Origin of the sequence: Polaromonas sp. CG_23.6 (assembly GCF_029892315.1) — a bacterium.
GTDB lineage: Bacteria > Pseudomonadota > Gammaproteobacteria > Burkholderiales > Burkholderiaceae_C > Polaromonas.
This window is the reverse complement of record NZ_JARXUY010000001.1, coordinates 2,888,379-2,907,156: the sequence shown is the minus strand read 5'-3', so window position 1 is coordinate 2,907,156 and position 18,778 is coordinate 2,888,379. Positions and strand designations below refer to the sequence as shown.

Annotated in this window: 16 protein-coding genes and 2 riboswitches; of the genes, 8 read left to right on the top strand and 8 right to left on the bottom strand. The window is 57.4% G+C overall.

What is annotated here, in order from left to right; genetic code table 11:
* Nucleotides 1–9 precede the first annotated feature (9 nt).
* On the bottom strand, nt 10–834 hold the full coding sequence (locus tag H4V98_RS13725) for an IclR family transcriptional regulator (RefSeq protein ID WP_196863521.1): 825 nt from the start codon (nt 832–834) through the stop codon (nt 10–12).
* A 169-nt stretch (nt 835–1,003) separates the two neighbouring features.
* On the opposite strand from H4V98_RS13725, the gene xsc reads away from it, so the two are divergent.
* The 6 genes from xsc to H4V98_RS13695 all read left to right on the top strand — a co-directional run bounded on the left by xsc (nt 1,004) and on the right by H4V98_RS13695 (nt 7,892).
* Nucleotides 1,004–2,818, top strand: a complete 1,815-nt coding sequence (xsc, locus tag H4V98_RS13720; RefSeq protein WP_280757581.1) for a sulfoacetaldehyde acetyltransferase — start codon at nt 1,004–1,006, stop codon at nt 2,816–2,818.
* A 79-nt stretch (nt 2,819–2,897) separates the two neighbouring features.
* Complete coding sequence (locus H4V98_RS13715; protein ID WP_196863519.1) at nt 2,898–3,884, top strand: bifunctional enoyl-CoA hydratase/phosphate acetyltransferase; 987 nt, start codon at nt 2,898–2,900, stop codon at nt 3,882–3,884.
* Nucleotides 3,881–4,921 carry a putative sulfate exporter family transporter gene (locus H4V98_RS13710; protein WP_196863518.1) on the top strand — a complete coding sequence of 347 codons (1,041 nt, stop codon included), beginning with the start codon at nt 3,881–3,883 and terminating at the stop codon, nt 4,919–4,921. The genes H4V98_RS13715 and H4V98_RS13710 overlap by 4 nt, the downstream gene beginning before the upstream one ends.
* 357 nt (nt 4,922–5,278) lie before the next feature.
* Nucleotides 5,279–5,731: a DUF302 domain-containing protein gene (locus H4V98_RS13705; protein ID WP_196863517.1), complete on the top strand. Its 453-nt coding sequence runs from the start codon at nt 5,279–5,281 to the stop codon at nt 5,729–5,731.
* Nucleotides 5,732–6,092: 361 nt separating this feature from the next.
* Complete coding sequence (locus H4V98_RS13700; protein WP_196863516.1) at nt 6,093–6,980, top strand: NUDIX hydrolase; 888 nt, start codon at nt 6,093–6,095, stop codon at nt 6,978–6,980.
* A 36-nt stretch (nt 6,981–7,016) separates the two neighbouring features.
* Complete coding sequence (locus H4V98_RS13695) at nt 7,017–7,892, top strand: alpha/beta fold hydrolase (RefSeq protein WP_196863515.1); 876 nt, start codon at nt 7,017–7,019, stop codon at nt 7,890–7,892.
* A gap of 12 nt (nt 7,893–7,904) precedes the next feature.
* Here H4V98_RS13695 and H4V98_RS13690 read toward each other — a convergent pair whose 3' ends face one another.
* The 7 genes from H4V98_RS13690 to H4V98_RS13660 form a co-directional block, all read right to left on the bottom strand.
* Nucleotides 7,905–8,306 carry an FKBP-type peptidyl-prolyl cis-trans isomerase gene (locus tag H4V98_RS13690; RefSeq protein WP_196863514.1) on the bottom strand — a complete coding sequence of 134 codons (402 nt, stop codon included), beginning with the start codon at nt 8,304–8,306 and terminating at the stop codon, nt 7,905–7,907.
* A gap of 143 nt (nt 8,307–8,449) precedes the next feature.
* Nucleotides 8,450–11,344: an aminomethyl-transferring glycine dehydrogenase gene (gene gcvP, locus H4V98_RS13685; RefSeq protein ID WP_196863513.1), complete on the bottom strand. Its 2,895-nt coding sequence runs from the start codon at nt 11,342–11,344 to the stop codon at nt 8,450–8,452.
* Between the two features lie 32 nt (nt 11,345–11,376).
* Nucleotides 11,377–11,745, bottom strand: a complete 369-nt coding sequence (gcvH, locus tag H4V98_RS13680) for a glycine cleavage system protein GcvH (protein WP_196863512.1) — start codon at nt 11,743–11,745, stop codon at nt 11,377–11,379.
* 56 nt (nt 11,746–11,801) lie between these two features.
* Entirely contained in the window at nt 11,802–12,956 is a 1,155-nt protein-coding gene (gene gcvT / locus H4V98_RS13675) for a glycine cleavage system aminomethyltransferase GcvT (protein ID WP_196863511.1), read from the bottom strand.
* Nucleotides 12,957–13,003: 47 nt separating this feature from the next.
* A riboswitch (glycine riboswitch) is annotated at nt 13,004–13,105 on the bottom strand.
* Between the two features lie 23 nt (nt 13,106–13,128).
* A riboswitch (glycine riboswitch) is annotated at nt 13,129–13,232 on the bottom strand.
* 64 nt (nt 13,233–13,296) lie between these two features.
* Nucleotides 13,297–14,574, bottom strand: a complete 1,278-nt coding sequence (locus H4V98_RS13670) for a TRAP transporter large permease (protein WP_196863510.1) — start codon at nt 14,572–14,574, stop codon at nt 13,297–13,299.
* Entirely contained in the window at nt 14,571–15,065 is a 495-nt protein-coding gene (locus tag H4V98_RS13665) for a TRAP transporter small permease (protein ID WP_196863509.1), read from the bottom strand. Before H4V98_RS13665 ends, H4V98_RS13670 begins: the two co-directional genes overlap by 4 nt.
* Before the next feature lie 91 nt (nt 15,066–15,156).
* Nucleotides 15,157–16,128 carry a TRAP transporter substrate-binding protein gene (locus H4V98_RS13660; RefSeq protein ID WP_196863508.1) on the bottom strand — a complete coding sequence of 324 codons (972 nt, stop codon included), beginning with the start codon at nt 16,126–16,128 and terminating at the stop codon, nt 15,157–15,159.
* Nucleotides 16,129–16,506: 378 nt separating this feature from the next.
* Here H4V98_RS13660 and epsA point away from each other — a divergent pair, with 378 nt between their 5' ends.
* Together epsA and H4V98_RS13650 are read left to right on the top strand one after the other, a co-directional pair.
* Entirely contained in the window at nt 16,507–17,295 is a 789-nt protein-coding gene (gene epsA / locus H4V98_RS13655; protein WP_196863507.1) for an XrtB/PEP-CTERM-associated transcriptional regulator EpsA, read from the top strand.
* Complete coding sequence (locus H4V98_RS13650) at nt 17,288–18,712, top strand: undecaprenyl-phosphate glucose phosphotransferase (protein ID WP_196863506.1); 1,425 nt, start codon at nt 17,288–17,290, stop codon at nt 18,710–18,712. The genes epsA and H4V98_RS13650 overlap by 8 nt, the downstream gene beginning before the upstream one ends.
* The last annotated feature ends 66 nt before the right edge of the window (nt 18,713–18,778 follow it).

The following is an 18,778-nucleotide window of genomic DNA, read 5'->3' as shown; positions in this document are numbered from 1 at the left end:
AAAACGGGGTCACGCGCTCACGCTGGCGGGCAGGGCTGGCGCGGCGTTGGCTTCAATCCGGCTGAGCGCTTCGGCAGCGCGCTGGAGTGCCGGCAGCAGTTGCAGTGCTTTCTCAAGCGTCAGCCGCATGATGGGCGCCTGCGCCGCCACGCACAGGTTCGAACGGCCGCTGGCGTTGGGCACCAGCACGGCCACGCACAGCAGGCCCGGCAGAAATTCCTCGTTGTCCAGCGCGAAACCCTGGCGCTTGATCTGCTTGAACTCCTGCTCGAGCTGCTCCATGTTCGTCAGCGTTTTGGGGGTGTATGCCTCCAGCGGCGAATGGGCCAGCAGCCGCTGACGCTGCGAAGGCGTCATTTCAGACAAGAACACCTTGCCGCTGGCCGAACAGTGTGCTGGCACGCGCGATCCCGGATGCAGATAAAAGCGCAGCGGCGCTGCTGTCTCGACGCGATCCAGATAAATCACCTCGCTGCCGGTCAGTGCCGTCAGGTTGCAGCTTTCACCGATCTCATCGACCAGGTGACGCAGCACTGCATGGCGCGCGCCATGCAGGATATCGTTCAACAACAGGTTTTCGGCCAGCCGGCGCAGGCGCGTGCCGGTGCCGTAATGGCGTCCGTCGGCGCTGCGTTCCAGCAGTCCTGCAGTTTCCAGTTGCTGGAGCATGCGATGAAGCGTTGGTTTTGGAATTTGCGTTTCATCTGTCAACGTTTGCAGCGAAAACAACTGGTCCTTGGTCGCAATGGCTTCCAGCAACGAAAACAATCGCATCGTTGGCGTGTCGCCGTTGATTTCCACGGGGTCTGGCTTGAGGGTTTTCACGATTTCCATGCATCGATGATAGTGGAATTACAAAAAATGAGATGAAATATTCTATTTTTTGAATTTTGTTGACGTTTATAAAAAAATTTCATACCATTCAGTTCAATTCCGGATAAATGGAATTAAACGTATCGATTTTTTGATTAATCAGATGTAAACCTAACCGTAGGAGACTTTCATGAGCCAGAACAAGCCTGTCAATTCTGCCGTCACCGGCATCCAGAAGATGACCCCGTCGGAAGCCTTTGTCGAAACCCTGGTTGCCAATGGCGTGACCGAGATGTTCGGCATCATGGGCTCGGCCTTCATGGACGCAATGGACATCTTCGCACCTGCCGGCATCCGCCTGATTCCTGTAGTGCATGAGCAGGGCGCTGCCCACATGGCTGACGGCTATGCCCGCGTGTCGGGCCGCCACGGCGTGACCATCGGCCAGAACGGCCCTGGCATCAGCAACTGCGTGACCGCCATTGCCGCCGCCTACTGGGCCCACAGCCCGGTCGTGATCATCACGCCAGAGACCGGCACTACCGGCATCGGCCTGGGCGGCTTTCAGGAAGCCAACCAGTTGCCCATGTTCGAGGAGTTCACCAAGTACCAAGGACATGTCACACACCCCAAGCGCATGGCTGAATACACGGCACGCTGCTTTGACCGCGCCATGTCCGACAACGGCCCGACGCAACTGAACATTCCGCGTGACTACTTTTACGGCGAAATCGAGTGCGAGATCCCAAAGCCCATGCGCGTCGACCGTGGCGCGGGTGGCGAAGCGTCGCTGAGTGCAGCTGCCGAACTGCTGGCCACGGCCAAATTTCCGGTTATCTTGTCCGGCGGCGGCGTGGTGATGGGCAATGCGGTGGAAGAGTGCAAGGCCCTCGCCGAGCGCTTGGGCGCGCCCGTTGTGAACGGTTATCTGCGTAACGACTCATTTCCTTCAAGCCACCCGCTGTGGGCCGGCCCATTGGGCTACCAGGGCTCCAAAGCCGCCATGAAGCTGATCGCCCAGGCTGACGTGGTGATCGCGCTGGGTTCGCGCATGGGCCCGTTCGGCACTTTGCCGCAACACGGCATGGACTACTGGCCAAAGAACGCCAAGATCATCCAGGTCGAAGCCGATCACACCAACCTCGGTCTGGTGAAGAAAATCACCGTCGGTATCTGTGGCGATGCCAAGGCCACTGCCGCCGAGCTGACCAAGCGCCTGACGGGCAAGACCCTGGCCTGCGATTCCAACAAGGCCGAACGTGCCGCCACCATCAAGTCCGAAAAAGACGCCTGGGAAAAGGAACTGGACGAATGGACGCACGAAAAAGATGCTTACAGCCTGGACATGATCGAAGAGAATGCCAAGGAAAAAACCTTTAACGGCGGTGATTACCTGCACCCCCGTCAGGTTCTGCGCGAACTCGAAAAGGCCATGCCACCGCGCGCCATGGTGTCTACCGACATCGGCAACATCAACTCGGTCGCCAACAGCTACCTGCGCTTTGAAGAGCCACGCAGTTTCTTTGCGCCGATGAGCTTTGGCAACTGCGGTTACGCATTGCCCACCATGATTGGTGCCAAGCTGGCCGCGCCTGAACGTCCGGCCATTGCCTACGCTGGCGACGGCGCATGGGCCATGAGCATGGTCGAGATCATGACCGCCGTGCGACATGACATCCCGGTCACTGCCGTGGTCTTCCACAACCGCCAATGGGGCGCCGAGAAGAAGAACCAGGTTGACTTCTACAACCGCCGCTTTGTGGCGGGCGAGCTTGAAAGCGAAAGCTGGGCCGGCATGGCCAAGGCCATGGGCGCCGAAGCCATCATCGTGGACAAGCTGGAAGACGTTGGTCCGGCACTCAAGAAGGCCATCGACATGCAGATGAACGAAGGCAAGACCTGCGTCATCGAGATCATGTGCACCCGTGAACTGGGCGACCCGTTCCGCCGCGACGCCCTGGCCAAGCCAGTGCGCCTGCTTGAGAAATACAAGGACTACGTCTAAGTAAGTCTTCCAGCGCGCCGCATGGTCCATTCAGGCCATGCGGCGCGTTTTTGTTTATCTTGTGTGGAGACTCTGAACCATGACTCTTTCCGAGCTTGCCCCCCGCGCTGACAGCGTGTCGTCATCGGGCGACGCCACCCACCCGCATCTGCACGCATTGGTGCAGATGGCCAAGGCGCGCGGCCCGGTCCGCGTTGCTGTGGCCTACCCGTGCGATGCTTCTTCTCTGAGCGCCGCTGTCCAGGCGTGCCAAGCCGGTCTGATCACCCCCATCCTGGTCGGACCTACCGCCCGCATCCAGGCCTTGGCTGAAGCCGAAGGCCTGGACCTTTCGAATATCGAGTTACACGACACGCCCGACAATCCCCGCATCACCGCCGCCAAGGCTGCCGCATTGTGCGGTGAAAGCCAGGCCGCTGTGTTGATGAAGGGAAGCCTGCACAGCGACGATCTGCTGGCCGCCGCTGTTTCACGTGATGCCGGACTGCGCACCGCGCGCCGCGCCAGCCATGTGTTCGTCATGGACGTTCCCGGCTATGAGCGGCCGCTGCTGATGACCGATTGCGTCGTCAACATTGCGCCCACGCTGGCAGAAAAGCGCGACGTTGCGCAAAACGCGATTGATTTGGCACGCGCCATTGGCATCAAGCTGCCGCATGTGGCCATCCTGTCGGCGGTGGAAACCGTCAACCTCGCCATTCCCGGCACGCTGGATGCTGCCGCACTGTGCAAGATGGCCGAGCGCGGCCAGATCACGGGCGGCGTGCTAGACGGCCCACTGGCGCTTGACAACGCCATCTCGGCTGTTTCGGCGCGTAACAAGGGCATTGTTTCCGCCGTGTCCGGCCGACCCGACGTGCTGCTGATGCCTGGCCTGGAAACCGGTAACGTGGCCTACAAGCTGCTGGTTTACCTGGCGGGCGCCGAATGTGCCGGGCTGGTGCTTGGCATGCGCGTGCCCATCGTGCTGACCAGCCGTTCCGACTCGATCTCCAGCCGCATCGCCTCCTGCGCGCTGGCCGTGTTGATGTGCCCGCCCGCCAACTCCAAAGAGCGTGTGGCATGAGCGCCAGCAACGACCCGCTGGCCGCTGGCCCGCCTTCCGGTTTGCGCAAAGTGCCCTACCTGCTGCCAGGCGTCGGTCTGTCGGCTGTGATTGCCATGGCCGCCACCACAGTGTCAATACTGCACGGCGGCCCGCAATTCCTGTACGCGCTGTTTTTCGGCATTGCGTTTCATTACCTCAGCCAGGAAACCAAGACCCGGCCGGGTATCGAGTTTTGCGCGCGTGGCGTGTTGCGACTCGGCGTGGGCCTGCTGGGGGCGCGCATCACCGCTTCGCAAATCGCCGGATTGGGCTGGGAAACGGCGGCCATCGTGGTAATTGCGGTGGTATCGACGCTGCTGTGCGGTACGTTTCTGGGCAAGCACTTTGGCATGACGCGCGCCCAAGGCGTGCTGTCAGGCGGCGCAGTCGCCATTTGCGGCGCTTCGGCCGCGCTGGCGATTTCGGCGGTGCTGCCGCGTGACAAGGACAGTGACCGTTCCACACTGATGGTGGTGGTCACCGTGACCGTGCTGTCCACGGTGGCCATGGTGGCCTATCCGCTGATCGTCAAGGCACTGGGACTGCCGCCCGAGCTGGCCGGCCTTTTCCTGGGCGGCACGATTCATGATGTGGCGCAGGTGGTGGGCGCAGGCTACATGGTGAATCCGGAAACTGCCGATTACGCCACCATCGTCAAGCTGTTTCGCGTGTCGATGCTGGCCGTCGTGGTGGTTATCGTCTCCAGTGTGTTCAAGAAGCAGCGCGAACTGATGGCCGAAGGCAACGAGGCCAAGAAGCAGCCGCTGGTGCCGTGGTTCCTGTGGGTTTTTGTCGCGCTGGTGGTGCTCAATTCCCTGGGCGGCGTGCCTGCCATCGTGCAGACCGGACTGAACGATGTGTCGCGCGCCTGCCTTGTGGTGGCGATTGCCGCGCTGGGCGTGAAAACATCCTTCATGCAACTGGCGCGTGCCGGCTGGAAGCCGTTTGCGCTGCTGTTGATCGAAACGGTGTGGATGGCTGCGTTTGTGCTGGCCGTCATCCTGCTGCGGCGTTGAGCAGCAAGTATTTTGTTTTGCATCCTTTATTGCCCAACCTGGCCAAGCCGGGTGTGAAAAACTGAAAACCCACCAGCGAAAGCTGCTGGGTTCGGGACTGAGCCGCAAAGACTCGAAATGTGGGGCAACGCAACAGTGACTGCAACGCGTCATCGCTGAAACTTACGGTCGATGAGGTAGCATTTTTTCATCAAGCCAGTTTGAAAAATTCAAAGATTGAAAGCGAACTCTCCGGTTCGGCAGGATATGTTGAGGTGTGGAGTCAAATCACCCGCAGCGAACTTCTCAGTGCGCGGCGGGTCTCATTCTTATCGTGGCAAATAAAGCTGCGCCAACACCACTCAGGAAAACACAGCCATGAATCTCTTGCGAACCTTTGTTGCCCTTGTTTTGTTTGCAACCCTTGGCGCCGCCAATGCTGCCGATGGACTGGTGGCCGTCAAAAGTCCCCATGATGCCAAAGTCACCATGGACAGGCTTGAACAAGTCGTGAAGCAACGCGGCCTGACCGTCTTCGCGCGTATCGATCACGCGGCTGGCGCTAAGAAGGTAGAAAAAACCCTGCGCCCCACCGAAGTGCTCATCTTCGGCAACGCGCAGGGAGGCACCCCGTTTATGGAGTGCGCGCAGACGGTTGGCATTGATCTGCCGCTCAAGGCATTGGTGTGGGAAGATGCCGCCGCTCAGGTCTGGGTCGGGTACAACGATCCCGCATTCATTGCCCAGCGCCATGGCGTGGCGCAGTGCCCTGTGGTCGAGAACCTGAGCAAGGCTCTTGGCGGCTTGGTTGGGGCGGCGGTTGCCAACTGAGGACAGCACTGGCATTCAGGCATTGACACGGCAAACTTGTGCTGTGTGATCAAGGTTTATTCGACCTGATAGAACGCAACCAAAGTTCGCAGACAGGCGCCTGAAATGCATTCTGTATGACTGCCAACTTCTGCTTGTGCATTACCCGTCTTGATCGCTCCTGAATTAATAGCTGCTTATGCATATTCTGATTGCGCCAGAGCAGGATTTGATGATTTTTTATACCTGATTGGAATCCTTGGAATGTGGTTGCCGCGTCGTTCCTGTCACGCTCGAAACGTCTCGAGTGCAGAGACTCTGATAGCCTCTGCTGTCTGGCTGTACGGACTGGTCCGCGCGGCGTTTCCCCTGAAAGCAGACGATGGAATTGAATCTGGAAATTGTCACCACGCCCTTGCGCCCGGCGGCCACGGTGGTCATGCTGCGCGATGCGCCGGCGGGGCTGGAGGTGTTCCTGATGAAACGCCACACCTTGTCCGATGTGCTGGGCGGCGCCTATGTATTTCCGGGCGGCAAGGTGGATGCGCTTGATGCCGAACTGGACATGGATGCGCATCTGGACCAGCCTTTGCAGGTACTGCATGCCGGCCTGAACGAAGCCGACATCAGCGAACGCACGGCGGGTGGGTTGTATGTGGCGGCCCTGCGGGAAGCGTTTGAGGAGTCGGGCATCTTGATGGCGCAAGGCATTGCATGCGAGGGCGTTGACTGCTCCCGGGCAGCGGCACTGCTGCGCGAAGGCCATGGGTTCAACGATGTGCTGGCGCAAATGGCGCTGCGCCTGCAGACCCGAAGCCTGGTGCCCTGGGCGCGCTGGGTCACGCCGACAGCGCCGTCGGTCACGAACAAGCGCTTTGACACCCGGTTTTTTGTGTCTGCCGTGCCCACCGGGCAGGTGGCGATTCACGACAACCATGAAACCACCGACAGCATCTGGCTTGCGCCGCGCACGGCGCTGGAACAGTACTGGGCCGGCCTGATCGCGCTGGCGCCGCCGCAGATCATGAGTCTCGCCCATCTGGCGCGCCACACCAGCGTGGACAGCGTGATGGCGCAAGCCCGCAGCCGCCTGCCCCCATTAATCCAGCCCGAGCCGTTCGATCTGGAGGGGAACCGGGTGATTTGTTATCCCGGCGATGTTCGCCACTCGGTCCGCGATCTGGCCATGCCGGGACCAACGCGGCTGTATTACCAAGCCCTTAACAAGCGTTTTGAGCCTGATGGTGGTTTTGACCGGCTGTTCGATTGACGCCGCCGCGTTGCGGCGCAAGGGTATAAACAGGCGATGACTTTTGAATCTTCCGTTGAATTGCCGCTGCAAGCGCAAGCGCTCCTGAGAACCGCCACCTGTTCCGAAACCCCTTGTGAGACGGGCGCCATGGTCTGGCACCACTGGGGCAAGGCGACGCGCCATCCGGCCCTGGCACCGCTGGTGTTGCTGCACGGCGGCAGTGGCAGCTGGATGCACTGGCTGCGCAATATTGACGCACTCGTCGATTCGGGCCGCTGGGTGCTGGTGCCCGATCTGCCGGGTTTTGGCGATTCGTCTGCGCCCCTGCACGGAACCGACGCCGATGCGCTTCCCGGTCTTGTCGAGCAGGGGCTGCAAAGCCTGTTGGGCGATGCAGCCTGCGACCTGGTCGGATTTTCATTTGGCGGCATGGTCGCCGGTTTTCTGGCGGCGCAGTATTCGGCACGTGTGGCGCGTCTGGTGCTGGTCGGCGCGCCCGGCTTGGGCATTGCGCCCGACACGCCGTTTCATTTGCGGGCCTGGCGCCATTTCAAGGACGCCGGCCAGCGTGACGCCATTCACCGTGGCAACCTGGCTGCGTTGATGCTGCACCACCCGACGTCGATCAGCGATCTGGCGCTGCGCCTGCATGTAGCCAACGTCTTGCGCGACCGCATGCAGGGTCGCAACCTGTCGCGCACCGATGTATTGGCCTGCACGCTGCCGCTGCTAAAGTGCCCGCTGCATGCCATCTACGGCCGTGAAGACGCGTTGTTCAAGGGGCAACTGGCGGCGGTGGAGACGGCTATGCGGCAAGCACCCCGTTTCAAAGCCTTCACCCTCATCGAAGAAGCCGGCCACTGGGTGCAGTTCGAGCGGACAGAAGCATTTGACGCCGCGCTCCTTGCCGCATTGAATGCAGCCTTGTAAGCCAAACGCAGCTTACTTTTCAATCGCCAGTAACTCGACTTCAAACGTCAGTGTGGCGTTGGGTGGCACCGCGCCGCCGGCGCCGCGATCACCATAGGCCGTGGCCGGTGGGCAGGTTAACGTCGCCTTGCCGCCAACCTTGATCTTTTGCATGCCTTCGGTCCAGCATGGCACCACACGGTTCAACGGGAACGAGGCCGGCTGGCCGCGTTTGATGGAGCTGTCAAATTCCTTGCCGTCGGCCAGCGTGCCGCGGTAATGCACCTTGACGGTGTCCGATGCCTTGGGCTGCGCGCCTGTGCCGTCTACCGTGTGGACGATCTTTACACCCGATGGCAGGGTTTCAGGCGGCGCCACGGCGAAGGCGCTGGTCGCAAAAGCGGCGAGGGCGAGCAGGGAGAAGTTTGATTTCATGGTTTTCCTGTGAATGATGGAGGGATTGAAATGGGGTTTAGCGCTGCCGTCACTACAGGTCCTTACCCCAAACTTCTCTCAAAGAGAGAAGGAGGAGTTGAGGCGTTAAGGCGTTAAGGCGTTCAGGCAGTGTGCAGTGCGCGTCAAGCGTAATCTGCAATCGGAATGCAGCTGCAGGACAAATTGCGGTCGCCGTAGACGTTGTCCACACGGCCCACCGGTGGCCAGTATTTCACCGCTTTCAGGCTGGCCAGCGGAAAGGCACCGGTTTCGCGTGAATAGGGCCGGTCCCAGTCCGCGCCCAGCAGGCTGGCGGCGGTGTGCGGTGCATGTTTCAGCGGGTTGTTGTCTTGTGGCCAGTGACCGTTTTCGACTTGGCGGATTTCTTCGCGGATAGCAACCATGGCATTGATGAAGCGGTCCAGTTCGGCCAGGGACTCGCTTTCGGTGGGTTCAACCATCAGCGTGCCGGGCACCGGGAAGCTGAGCGTTGGCGCATGAAAGCCGTAGTCCATCAGCCGCTTGGACACATCTTCGGCGGTCACGCCGCTGGTTTCCTTCAGCGGACGCAGGTCCAGGATGCATTCGTGCGCAACATGTTTGTTCTCGCTGGCATACAGCGTCGGATAATGGTCTTGCAGGCGGGCGCTGATGTAGTTGGCGCTCAAAATTGCCACTTCGGTCGCGCGCTTCAAGCCTTCGGGCCCCATCATGCGGCAGTACATCCAGCTGATTGGCAGCACCGCTGCATTGCCCAGCGGGGCAGCTGAAATCGCACCCACGCCGTTCACGGGCATGCCAGCCGTTGCATGGCCGGGCAGGTAGGGCACCAGGTCCGCCACAACGCAGACCGGGCCGACGCCGGGGCCGCCTCCGCCATGCGGAATGCAGAAGGTCTTGTGCAAATTGAGGTGGCTGACGTCGCCGCCGAACTCACCCGGTGCGGCGGTGCCGACGAGCGCATTCATGTTGGCGCCATCGACATAGACCCGGCCGCCGTGCGAATGCACCAGCTGGCAAAGCTCCTTGACATGCGTCTCGAACACACCGTGGGTGCTGGGGTAGGTGATCATCACGCAAGCCAATTTCTCGCTGTGCTTTTCGCACTTGGCCTTCAGGTCGGCCATGTCGACATTGCCCTGTGCATCACAGGCCGTGACCACCACGGTCATGCCGGCCATCTGGGCGCTGGCCGGGTTGGTGCCGTGGGCTGACGAGGGAATCAGGCAGATATTGCGGTGGCCCTGGCCATTCGCCTCAAGATAAGCCTTGATGACCAGCAGGCCGGCGTATTCACCCTGCGAGCCGGCGTTTGGCTGCAGGCTGATGCCGGCATACCCCGTGGCCTCGCACAGCCAGTCACGCAACTGCTGGTCGAGTTCGGCATAGCCCAGCAACTGGTCATGCGGCGCAAATGGATGGATGTTGGCGAATTCCGGCCAGGTGATGGGAATCATCTCGCTGGTGGCGTTCAGCTTCATGGTGCAGCTGCCCAGCGGGATCATGCTGCGGTCCAGCGCCAGGTCCTTGTCGCTGAGCTTGCGGATGTAGCGCAGCATGCTGGTTTCGCTGTGGTGGGTGTTGAACACCGGATGCGTCAAAAATTCGCTGGTGCGGCGCAGCGCAGCTGGAATCAGGGATTCGATGCCTTGCTCGAAACTGCTCACCACCGGCACAGTCTGGCCGGGCTGGGCGAAGAAAGACCAGAGCAGTTCAATGTCGCTGCGGCTGGTGGTTTCGTCCAGCGACACACCCAAGTGATTTTTCAAGCGAAATCTAAGGTTTGCGCACGACTGGCTTGCACGCTTAGCTATTGAATTAGTAGCATCACCGGTTTTGACGGTGACCGAGTCAAAGGCGCCTTTGTTGGTGATGTCAAAACCCATCTGGCGCAATCCATTCACAAAAATGGCGGTGTAAGTGGCCACACGTTCGGCAATGCGCTTCAAGCCCTGAGGGCCGTGGTAGACGGCGTACATGCTGGCTATGACCGCTGGCAGCACCTGTGCCGTGCAGATATTGGACGTGGCCTTTTCACGGCGGATGTGCTGTTCGCGGGTTTGCAGCGCCAGCCGGTAGGTCGGATGACCATGGGTATCGATGCTGACACCGACCAGGCGGCCCGGCAACGAGCGTTTGAATTCATCCCGACACGCCAGATAAGCAGCATGCGGGCCACCGTTGCCCATTGGCATGCCAAAGCGCTGGGTGCTGCCCAGCACGATGTCTGCATCCCATTCGCCCGGTGGTGTGAGCAGCGTCAGCGCCAGCAAATCGGCTGCGACGCACAAGGCTGCGCCATCGGCATGCGCTTGTCCCGCCAGCGGCCGAAGGTCATGAATGGCGCCGCTGGTGGCCGGGTACTGGGCCAGTACGCCGAAGTAATTGCCCTCTGCCATCAACTGCGGCACAGTGCGTGAAAGGGTGCTGACCTTGACCTCGATGCCCAGCGGTCGGGCGCGTGTCTGGATCACTTCGATGGTTTGCGGATGGCAGTCGCCAGCCACGATGAACACATTGCTTTTGCTCTTCACGCTGCGCTTGGCCAGCGTCATGGCTTCGGCGGCGGCAGTGGCTTCGTCGAGCATCGACGCATTGGCCATCGGCATGCCGGTCAGGTCGCAGACCATGGTCTGGAAGTTGATCAGCGCTTCCATGCGGCCCTGCGAAATCTCGGCCTGGTAGGGCGTGTAGGCGGTGTACCAGGCGGGGTTTTCCAGCACGTTACGCAGGATCACGCCCGGCGTGTAGGTGCCGTAATAACCCTGGCCGATGAAGCTCTTGAATACCTTGTTCTTGGCGGCCATGGCCTTGAGCTGCTTGAGCGCGGCCGCTTCAGACACCGGCGGCGGAATCGCCATGGCGCTGCTTCGGGCAATCGAGCGCGGCACGATGCCGTCAATCAGCGCCCGGAGCGAATCAGAGCCGACAACGCCGAGCATGTGGACTTCATCCGTTTCATCAATGCCGATGTGCCGGGCAATGAATTCGGCAGGGTTTTCAAGCGCGCCCAGCGGCGTGGCGGATGGCATCAGCATGTCAGGATTCCGTATCAGTCTTGATGAAAAATTCAGGCGGCAGAAAAGGCGGTGTAGCTGGTTTCATCCATCAGCGCGTCGAGCTGCGACGGGTCGGAGAGCTTGACCTTGAAGAACCAGCCGGCGCCCAGCGGGTCGGAATTGGCCAGTGACGGGTCATCACGCAGTGCTTCGTTCACTTCAACGACTTCGCCGCTGACCGGCATGTAGACATCCGCTGCCGCCTTGACTGACTCGACCACGCCAGCGGTGTCTTTTTGGGCAAATGTCGTGCCGACTTCCGGCAGCTCGACAAACACCACATCGCCTAGTGCGTCTTGCGCATGCACGGTGATGCCGACAGTGGCCATGTCGTCTTCAATCTTGAGCCATTCGTGGTCTTCGGTGTACTTGACGGTCATGCGGTTTCTCCGGGAGTTTGTATGAAAAAGGGAAGTGAACGAAAGAGATAGATGAATCAGCCACGGTGGTAGCGTGTGGGAACAAAGGGCGTGGTCGACACGTGCATGGGCACGGGTTTGCCGCGCACCATGGCAAACAACTCGGTGCCAACCACCGCATAGTCAGGATGCACATAGGCCAGCGCAATCGGCTGGTTCAGCGTGGGGCTGAGCAGGCCGCTGGTGACTTGGCCGATTGCCTGGCCGTCCATGTTTTCCAGCATGGCGGGTTCGCGGACCGGAACGCGCGTACTGGCCATCAAGGCAACTCGTTTACGGCTCAAACTGGCCGGTTCGGCCAGCTGCGCCAGGATTTTGTCTGCGCCCGGAAAGCCTCCGGCACGAGCGCCGCCGGTACGGCGAACTTTTTGAATCGCCCAGTTCAGGCTGGCTTCGACCGGCGTGGTCGTGGTGTCGATGTCGCTGCCATACAGGCACAGGCCGGCCTCTAAACGAAGTGAATTGCGCGCGCCCAGGCCAACAGGCTTGACTTCTGGCTGGGCCAGCAGGGTTCGAGCCAGGGTGTCGGCCTGCGCGGCGGGCACTGAAATCTCGAAACCGTCTTCCCCGGTGTAGCCGCTGCGGGTGATGAAGCAGTCGCAGCCCGCCACGGTGAACTCACCGCCGGTCATGAACACCAGCTTTTCAACGCCCGGCGACAGGCGTTGCAGAGCGTTCACGGCCAGCGGGCCTTGCAACGCCAGCAAGGCCATCTCGGGCATGGGGATGACTTCGCAGCGGCTGCCAATTTTTTCCTGGATATGGGCGATGTCGCCGGTCTTGCACGCGCCATTGACGATGACGAAGATATCGCCGCCATTCGCGTAGTCGCGGTTGAAGAACATCAGGTCGTCGATGATGCCGCCTTCTTCATTGAGCAGCAGGCCGTAGCGCTGTTTGCCCGCAGGCAGGTCGATCACATCGACCGGCATCAGGCTTTCCAGTGCGGCGGCGGCATCCGGGCCAACGAGCCGCAACTGCCCCATGTGCGACACGTCAAACAGACCGGCGCTGCTGCGGGTTTGCAGGTGTTCGGCCATCAGGCCGGCCGGGTATTGCACCGGCATGGAATAACCGGCAAACGGCACCATGCGGGCGCCAAGTTCCCTATGCAGGTCATGCAGCGGTGTGCTGAGCAAAGGGGCAGGGGCGGCAGACGGGTCGTGGGACATGGCGTTCTCCAAAGGGGCAAACATGATTCCGTGGCCAAACGCCACGGGCTGCCCCTTCTGTCCACTTTACCTGAGAGATTCGCCTGGCGATGCAGGGTTGCTCCTTCGGTGGACCGCCTTCAAAGCGGTCTCTCTCCAGTTGGGAACGCCCCTTGGCAGTTGATGCGCCTAGGGGCGGTTGCCAGTCCTTTTGCCTGAGCGTTCAGTCCACCATTGGGGGTGGCGCATGCGCCTTCGGCGGTTTTCTCTGGGAAAACTCTCTCCTGACGCTGCCAAGTGTAGCCGAGCAAAGCCGCTCTCTTGCGCGCTCCTTCAGGCTTTTCGGGGCTTTCCCAGGCTTCTATTTCGCGTACAACAGGTCACGCAAACCCAGCGACAACTGCGGCACGTAGGTGATCACCAGCAGGCACGCCAGAATCACCAGCACGAAAGGAATCAGGTGACGGATGATGCGGTCCAGGGAGACCTTTGCCACCGTGCAGGCGGCAAACAGGTTCACGCCAAAGGGCGGGGTGATCATGCCCAGCGCCAGATTGACCACCATGACCATGCCGAAATGCACCGGGTCGATGCCGAAGTGCATGGCCACAGGTGCCAAAATCGGCGCCAGCACAATGATTGCGGCGCTGGTTTCAATGAACATGCCAATGAAAAACAGCGCAACATTCACCCCGAGCAGAAACAGCGCGGGTGACTGCAGCACAGCCTCGAGCCAGTGGCCAATCGCGTCAGGCACACCAGCACGTGTGATCAGAAAGGCAAACAGCCCGGCGTTGGCAATGATGAACATGATCACGGCGCTGGACAACACCGACTTGCGCAGCACCACGATCAAACTGGCCAGGCTGATTTCCCGGTAAATCACCACGCCCACCACCAGTGCATAAAACACCGCGACGGCTGCTGCTTCGGTTGGCGTGAAAATGCCACCGTAAATACCGCCCAGGATGATGACCGGCATCAGCAACGCCCAGCCAGCCTGCCAGCTTGCCTTGAAAAAACCGAGTCGCCCGTCGCCGTCGTTCTTGCCCCAGCCTTTGAAGCGGCAATACACGTAGACAAAAATCATCAGCGACAAGCTGATGAAGATGCCCGGCCCTATGCCAGCGACGAAAAGTTCGCCAATCGAGACCTCGGCGCTCACGCCATACAGGATCAGCGGAATCGACGGTGGAATGATGACACCCAACTCGGCACTGGTCGCCTGCAGGGCTGCGGCATAGGTTGTCGGATAGCCATGCTTCACCAGTGCCGGAATCAAAATGGCGCCAACGGCAAAGGTGGTTGCCACCGACGAGCCTGAAACCGCTGCAAAAATCATGCAGGTGAGCACGCAGGTCATCGGCAGGCCGCCCTGTACGCCGCCCACGATGCTTTTTGCAAACTCCACCAGCCGGCGCGAAATGCCGCCGGTTTCCATCAGATTGCCTGCCAGGATGAAGAAGGGAATGGCAGCCAACGGAAATTTGTTGATTGCAGAAAACATTTCCTTGACCGAAATCAGCATGTTGGCATTGGTCGCCTGAATGCCCAGAACCGACGCAAGTCCGATGGAAACGGCAACGGAAATGGTCAATGCAAAGCACAGCACCATGGTCGTCAGCATGACGGCGGTCATTGGGCTGTTTCCAGTTCTTGGCGTTGTGGATCGATCAGGTTGCCAATGATTCCCATCACGCAAAAGAGCCCGCCAACCGGCATGGCCACATATCCCCAGAACATTGAAATGGATTCAAGCCCGGCCATCGACTGAACGCGACCGCGCAGCGAATAGTCCCAGCCCCACCAGATGATGACACCGATCAGGGCCAGCGCCGCAAGGCAGACCGCCCAGTCGAGCACACGCTTGATCCGGGGTGGGCTCCAGCGATAAAGCACATCGACACTGACCATCGCCCCTTGGCGAAAAGCCGCCGGGATACCCATGAAAACCATCCAGATCAGACTCAGCCTGATCAGGATTTCGCTCCATTCTGCGGGTTGCTCCAATACAAAACGGGTCACGATCTGGAACATTCCCAGCGACGAGGCAATGACCAGCATCAGGCATGCCACCAGCATGGAAAATCCGGTCGTCCAGCGTTCGACGGTTAAAAAGGCGTGTTTCATGAAATGACACCGATATTTAAAGAAAACGCCCGTTAGCGCAATAGCTACGGGCATATCAAGCTACCGAAAACGTAGCAAAAAAGATATTGGCTTATTTGTAGTTTCGAATTTTGTCGAGCGCAACCTTGCCGAATTGCTTTTCGAACTCGGCGTTCACCGGTGCCAGTGCGGCCACGAACTTGGCCTTGTCAATCGTGTCAATCACGGTCACTCCCTTGGCGCGCAGGTCGGCTACGCCCTTGGCATCGTCTTCGTCCACCCGGGCGCGATTGGCCTTGGTTCCTTCTTTGGCGGCATCAAGAAAGGCTTGCTTGTCGGCTGCGCTGAGTTCGTCGAACTGCGCCTTGTTCATCACGAAGATGCAAGGCGAATAAACGTGGCCCGTCAAGGTCAAGTGCTTTTGCACCTGATCAAACTTGGCTGAAATGATGACCGACAGAGGATTTTCCTGTCCATCTACGGTGCCCTGCTGAAGTGCAGTGAACACTTCGGGAAAGGCCATAGGTGTGGGAATGATGCCAAAGCCCTTGTAGGCAGCAATATGCACCGGGTTTTCCATGGTGCGCATTTTCAAACCTTTGAGATCTTCAGGTGTCTTGACGTCGCGCTTGCTGTTGGTCATGTGGCGAAAGCCGTTTTCGGCCCAGGCGAGTGCCTTGAAGCCTTTGGCATCGAATTTGGTCAGCAAGTCCTGGCCAATTGGTCCGTCGAGCACGGCACGTGCATGGGCCTTGTCCCGGAAGAGAAACGGTACATCCAGGATTTTGGTTTCAGGAACAAAGTTGGGAATGGGGCCCGACGACGAGAATGCCAATGCCTGCGTCCCCAGCTGTACCGCTTCAATCGACTCCCGCTCGCCGCCCAAAGCACCGTTGTAGAAGGTCTGAACCTTATATCTTCCTGCCGTGCGCTTTTCAACCTCCTTGGCAAAAGTGTCTATCGCCACACCTTGGTGTGAGTTCTGAGCTGTTGAGATGCTGATCCGCATGGTGGTCTGTGCAGTGGCCGAAGCCATGAATCCCAGGCCCAGGCTCAGGCAAATGAGAAGTTTCGAAAGCTTCATGCTGTCTCCGGAAAGTAATTGCGATAAAAATTATGGATTAGGGCAAAGCGCCGTAAACATTTTGATTATTGCTGCTGACAGCGGTCGAACGTGCGCGGGTTTTCGCTTAAAAATCAGATAATTTCAGGGCTTGGCAGGTCGTTCATGCTCTGAATAGGGATGTTTTTACGGGTTGCTTGGATCCATCTGCAGATTTTGGATGACAAGCAACGCGGACAATGACGGAGAAGCTTCCTGAATTTTTCACAGCATGCTTGATGACTTGTAAATTGTTGTATATCCTGCGTGAACGCTTGATATAAAGTAGCTTTAGGCTTCGCATTCCATCGATGCAATCGGTAGCGCAAACGACAAAACGTATTCAGGGAGAATAAAAAAATGCAAAGTCATACGGTGCCCGTGTCTGGTAATTCCAGCCACTATCTCAGGCTGATTGAAAGTGCAACTGCTATCCGGCGTCATATCGACTTGCTTCATTGGTTGCAGGGCGATGTGCAACAGTGCATGCCGCACGAAATCCTGCTGGCAGGATGGGGAAACTTTCAGGAAGGGTCCATCCGACACGACATTGTGTCCAAGTTGCCAGGTGTGCGGTCTTACGCCGTGGGTACGGATGGCCTTCCTTTCCTAATGGGAAAATTTCACGAAAGTTGGGTTTTTGGAGGCCGCCAACCAAGCTCACTTGACTTTCGCAATTTCGAATATCTGTTGGGTAATGCCAGTTTGCCTGGATCTTTCAGCAGTGCGTTACGCAGCATGCGATCAGGAATGATTCACGGTATGCGCGATGAGCGTGGGCAGTGTGAGTGCCTATATGTACTTTTAAGCAGCCAGAAAATTTCACCAGAGCCAACCAGCACCGCCATGAAGGTGCTGATGCCCGTAATTGACAGCGCATTGCGTCAGATCTCTCAACTTCCACAACAGCAAAAACCGTTTTCGAAATCACTACGTGCGGGACAAGACGAAGTCTTTGGTTTGAGTGATCGCGAAATCCAGATCATGGATTGGGTTGCCATGGGAAAAACAAATTCCGAAATAGGTACTATATTGAATATTAGTGGATTTACTGTAAAAAATCATATGCAAAGAATTTTCCAGAAATTGAATGTATTTAACCGTGCGCAAGCTGTTTCAAAAATAAACGGGGTGACATTCAATGGTTGAAATTACCAGGGAAAAGTCGGCAGCTGTATGGAAAAACAATCTGGATTCACGATCAAGTCTGGGGCGAAGCTATTTTTTTAGAATAGTCGAAAGTATTCTTGATCCAATTATTTTAATTTCATCACTCTGGATTTTGGCATTTAATTTCGAAGGTGCAATCAATCCGCCGTATCTAATTCTTTCAGTAGTTGTTTTTTCTCTGACATTCCCAGGCGCTGCACGGTTACGGCTTTCTGTAGAGCGTTTAATTTTTAATATACTACTTAACTGGTTATGGATAGCCGGAATCTTGATTCTCGTCGGATTTGCAACCGATTATATCTATAGATTCCCGACATTTTTAATAATTAATTGGTTGTGGATTGTTCCAATCGCCCAGATTGTTGGAAACCTGACCTTGGGAGCAGCAAGCACAAAATTATTGAAAATGCAAGGACCTGCACAACGGGTCGTTATTGTGGGCATGAATAACCAAGGTGTATCGCTGGCTGAAAACATTGGGGATGCAGCGTATTCAGGAATGGAGCTGCGGGGATTTTTCGATGATCGCAGCGAAGTGCGACGTCACCAACAGGACAAATACAAGCTTTTGGGAAAGATAGATGATCTTGCCGGTTATGTAAAGAAGCACAGAATTCAAAACATATATCTATCCTTGCCAATGATTGCCCGTCCCCGTGTTCTGCAAATCCTTGACGATCTCAAGGACACCACTGCGTCTATCTACTTTGTACCAGACATGTTTATAACTGACTTGATTCAAGGAAGAAGCGGATCTGTCTGTGGTGTGAATGTGATTTCAGTGTGTGACACACCCTTTAGAGGTTTTAATGGGATATTGAAACGTACAAGCGACATTTTGCTTTCTCTGATAATTCTTCTCCTTGTTTCGCCCATCATGGTTTTTATTGCCATCATGGTCAAAATGGGATCGTCAGGACCCGCTATATTCAAGCAGCGTCGCTATGGGCTTGATGGCGAACAGATACTGGTTTACAAATTTCGGTCGATGGCGGTGGTTGAGGATGGTGGAATCATTCAACAAGCGAAAAAAAATGATCAAAGGATTACTAAATTCGGGGCGCTTCTTAGAAAAACGTCGTTGGACGAACTGCCTCAATTTTTTAACGTGTTGCAAGGTCGAATGAGTATTGTGGGTCCGCGACCACACGCAGTAGCACATAACGAAATGTACAGAACTTTGATAAAGGGATATATGGTGCGGCATAAAGTCAAGCCAGGAATCACTGGTTGGGCTCAGGTAAATGGTTACCGTGGAGAAACCGATACATTGGATAAAATGCAGGCACGGATCGATTACGATCTCGATTATTTAAGAAATTGGTCCTTGCTGCTTGACCTGTTCATTGTAGTGAAGACTGTTCGTTTGGTATTTAAAGATAGCGCAGCGTATTAAAATTTATCAATGGGGCAAAAGAACTATTGCAAAACAGCTAAAATATATTATATAATTGAAAATATT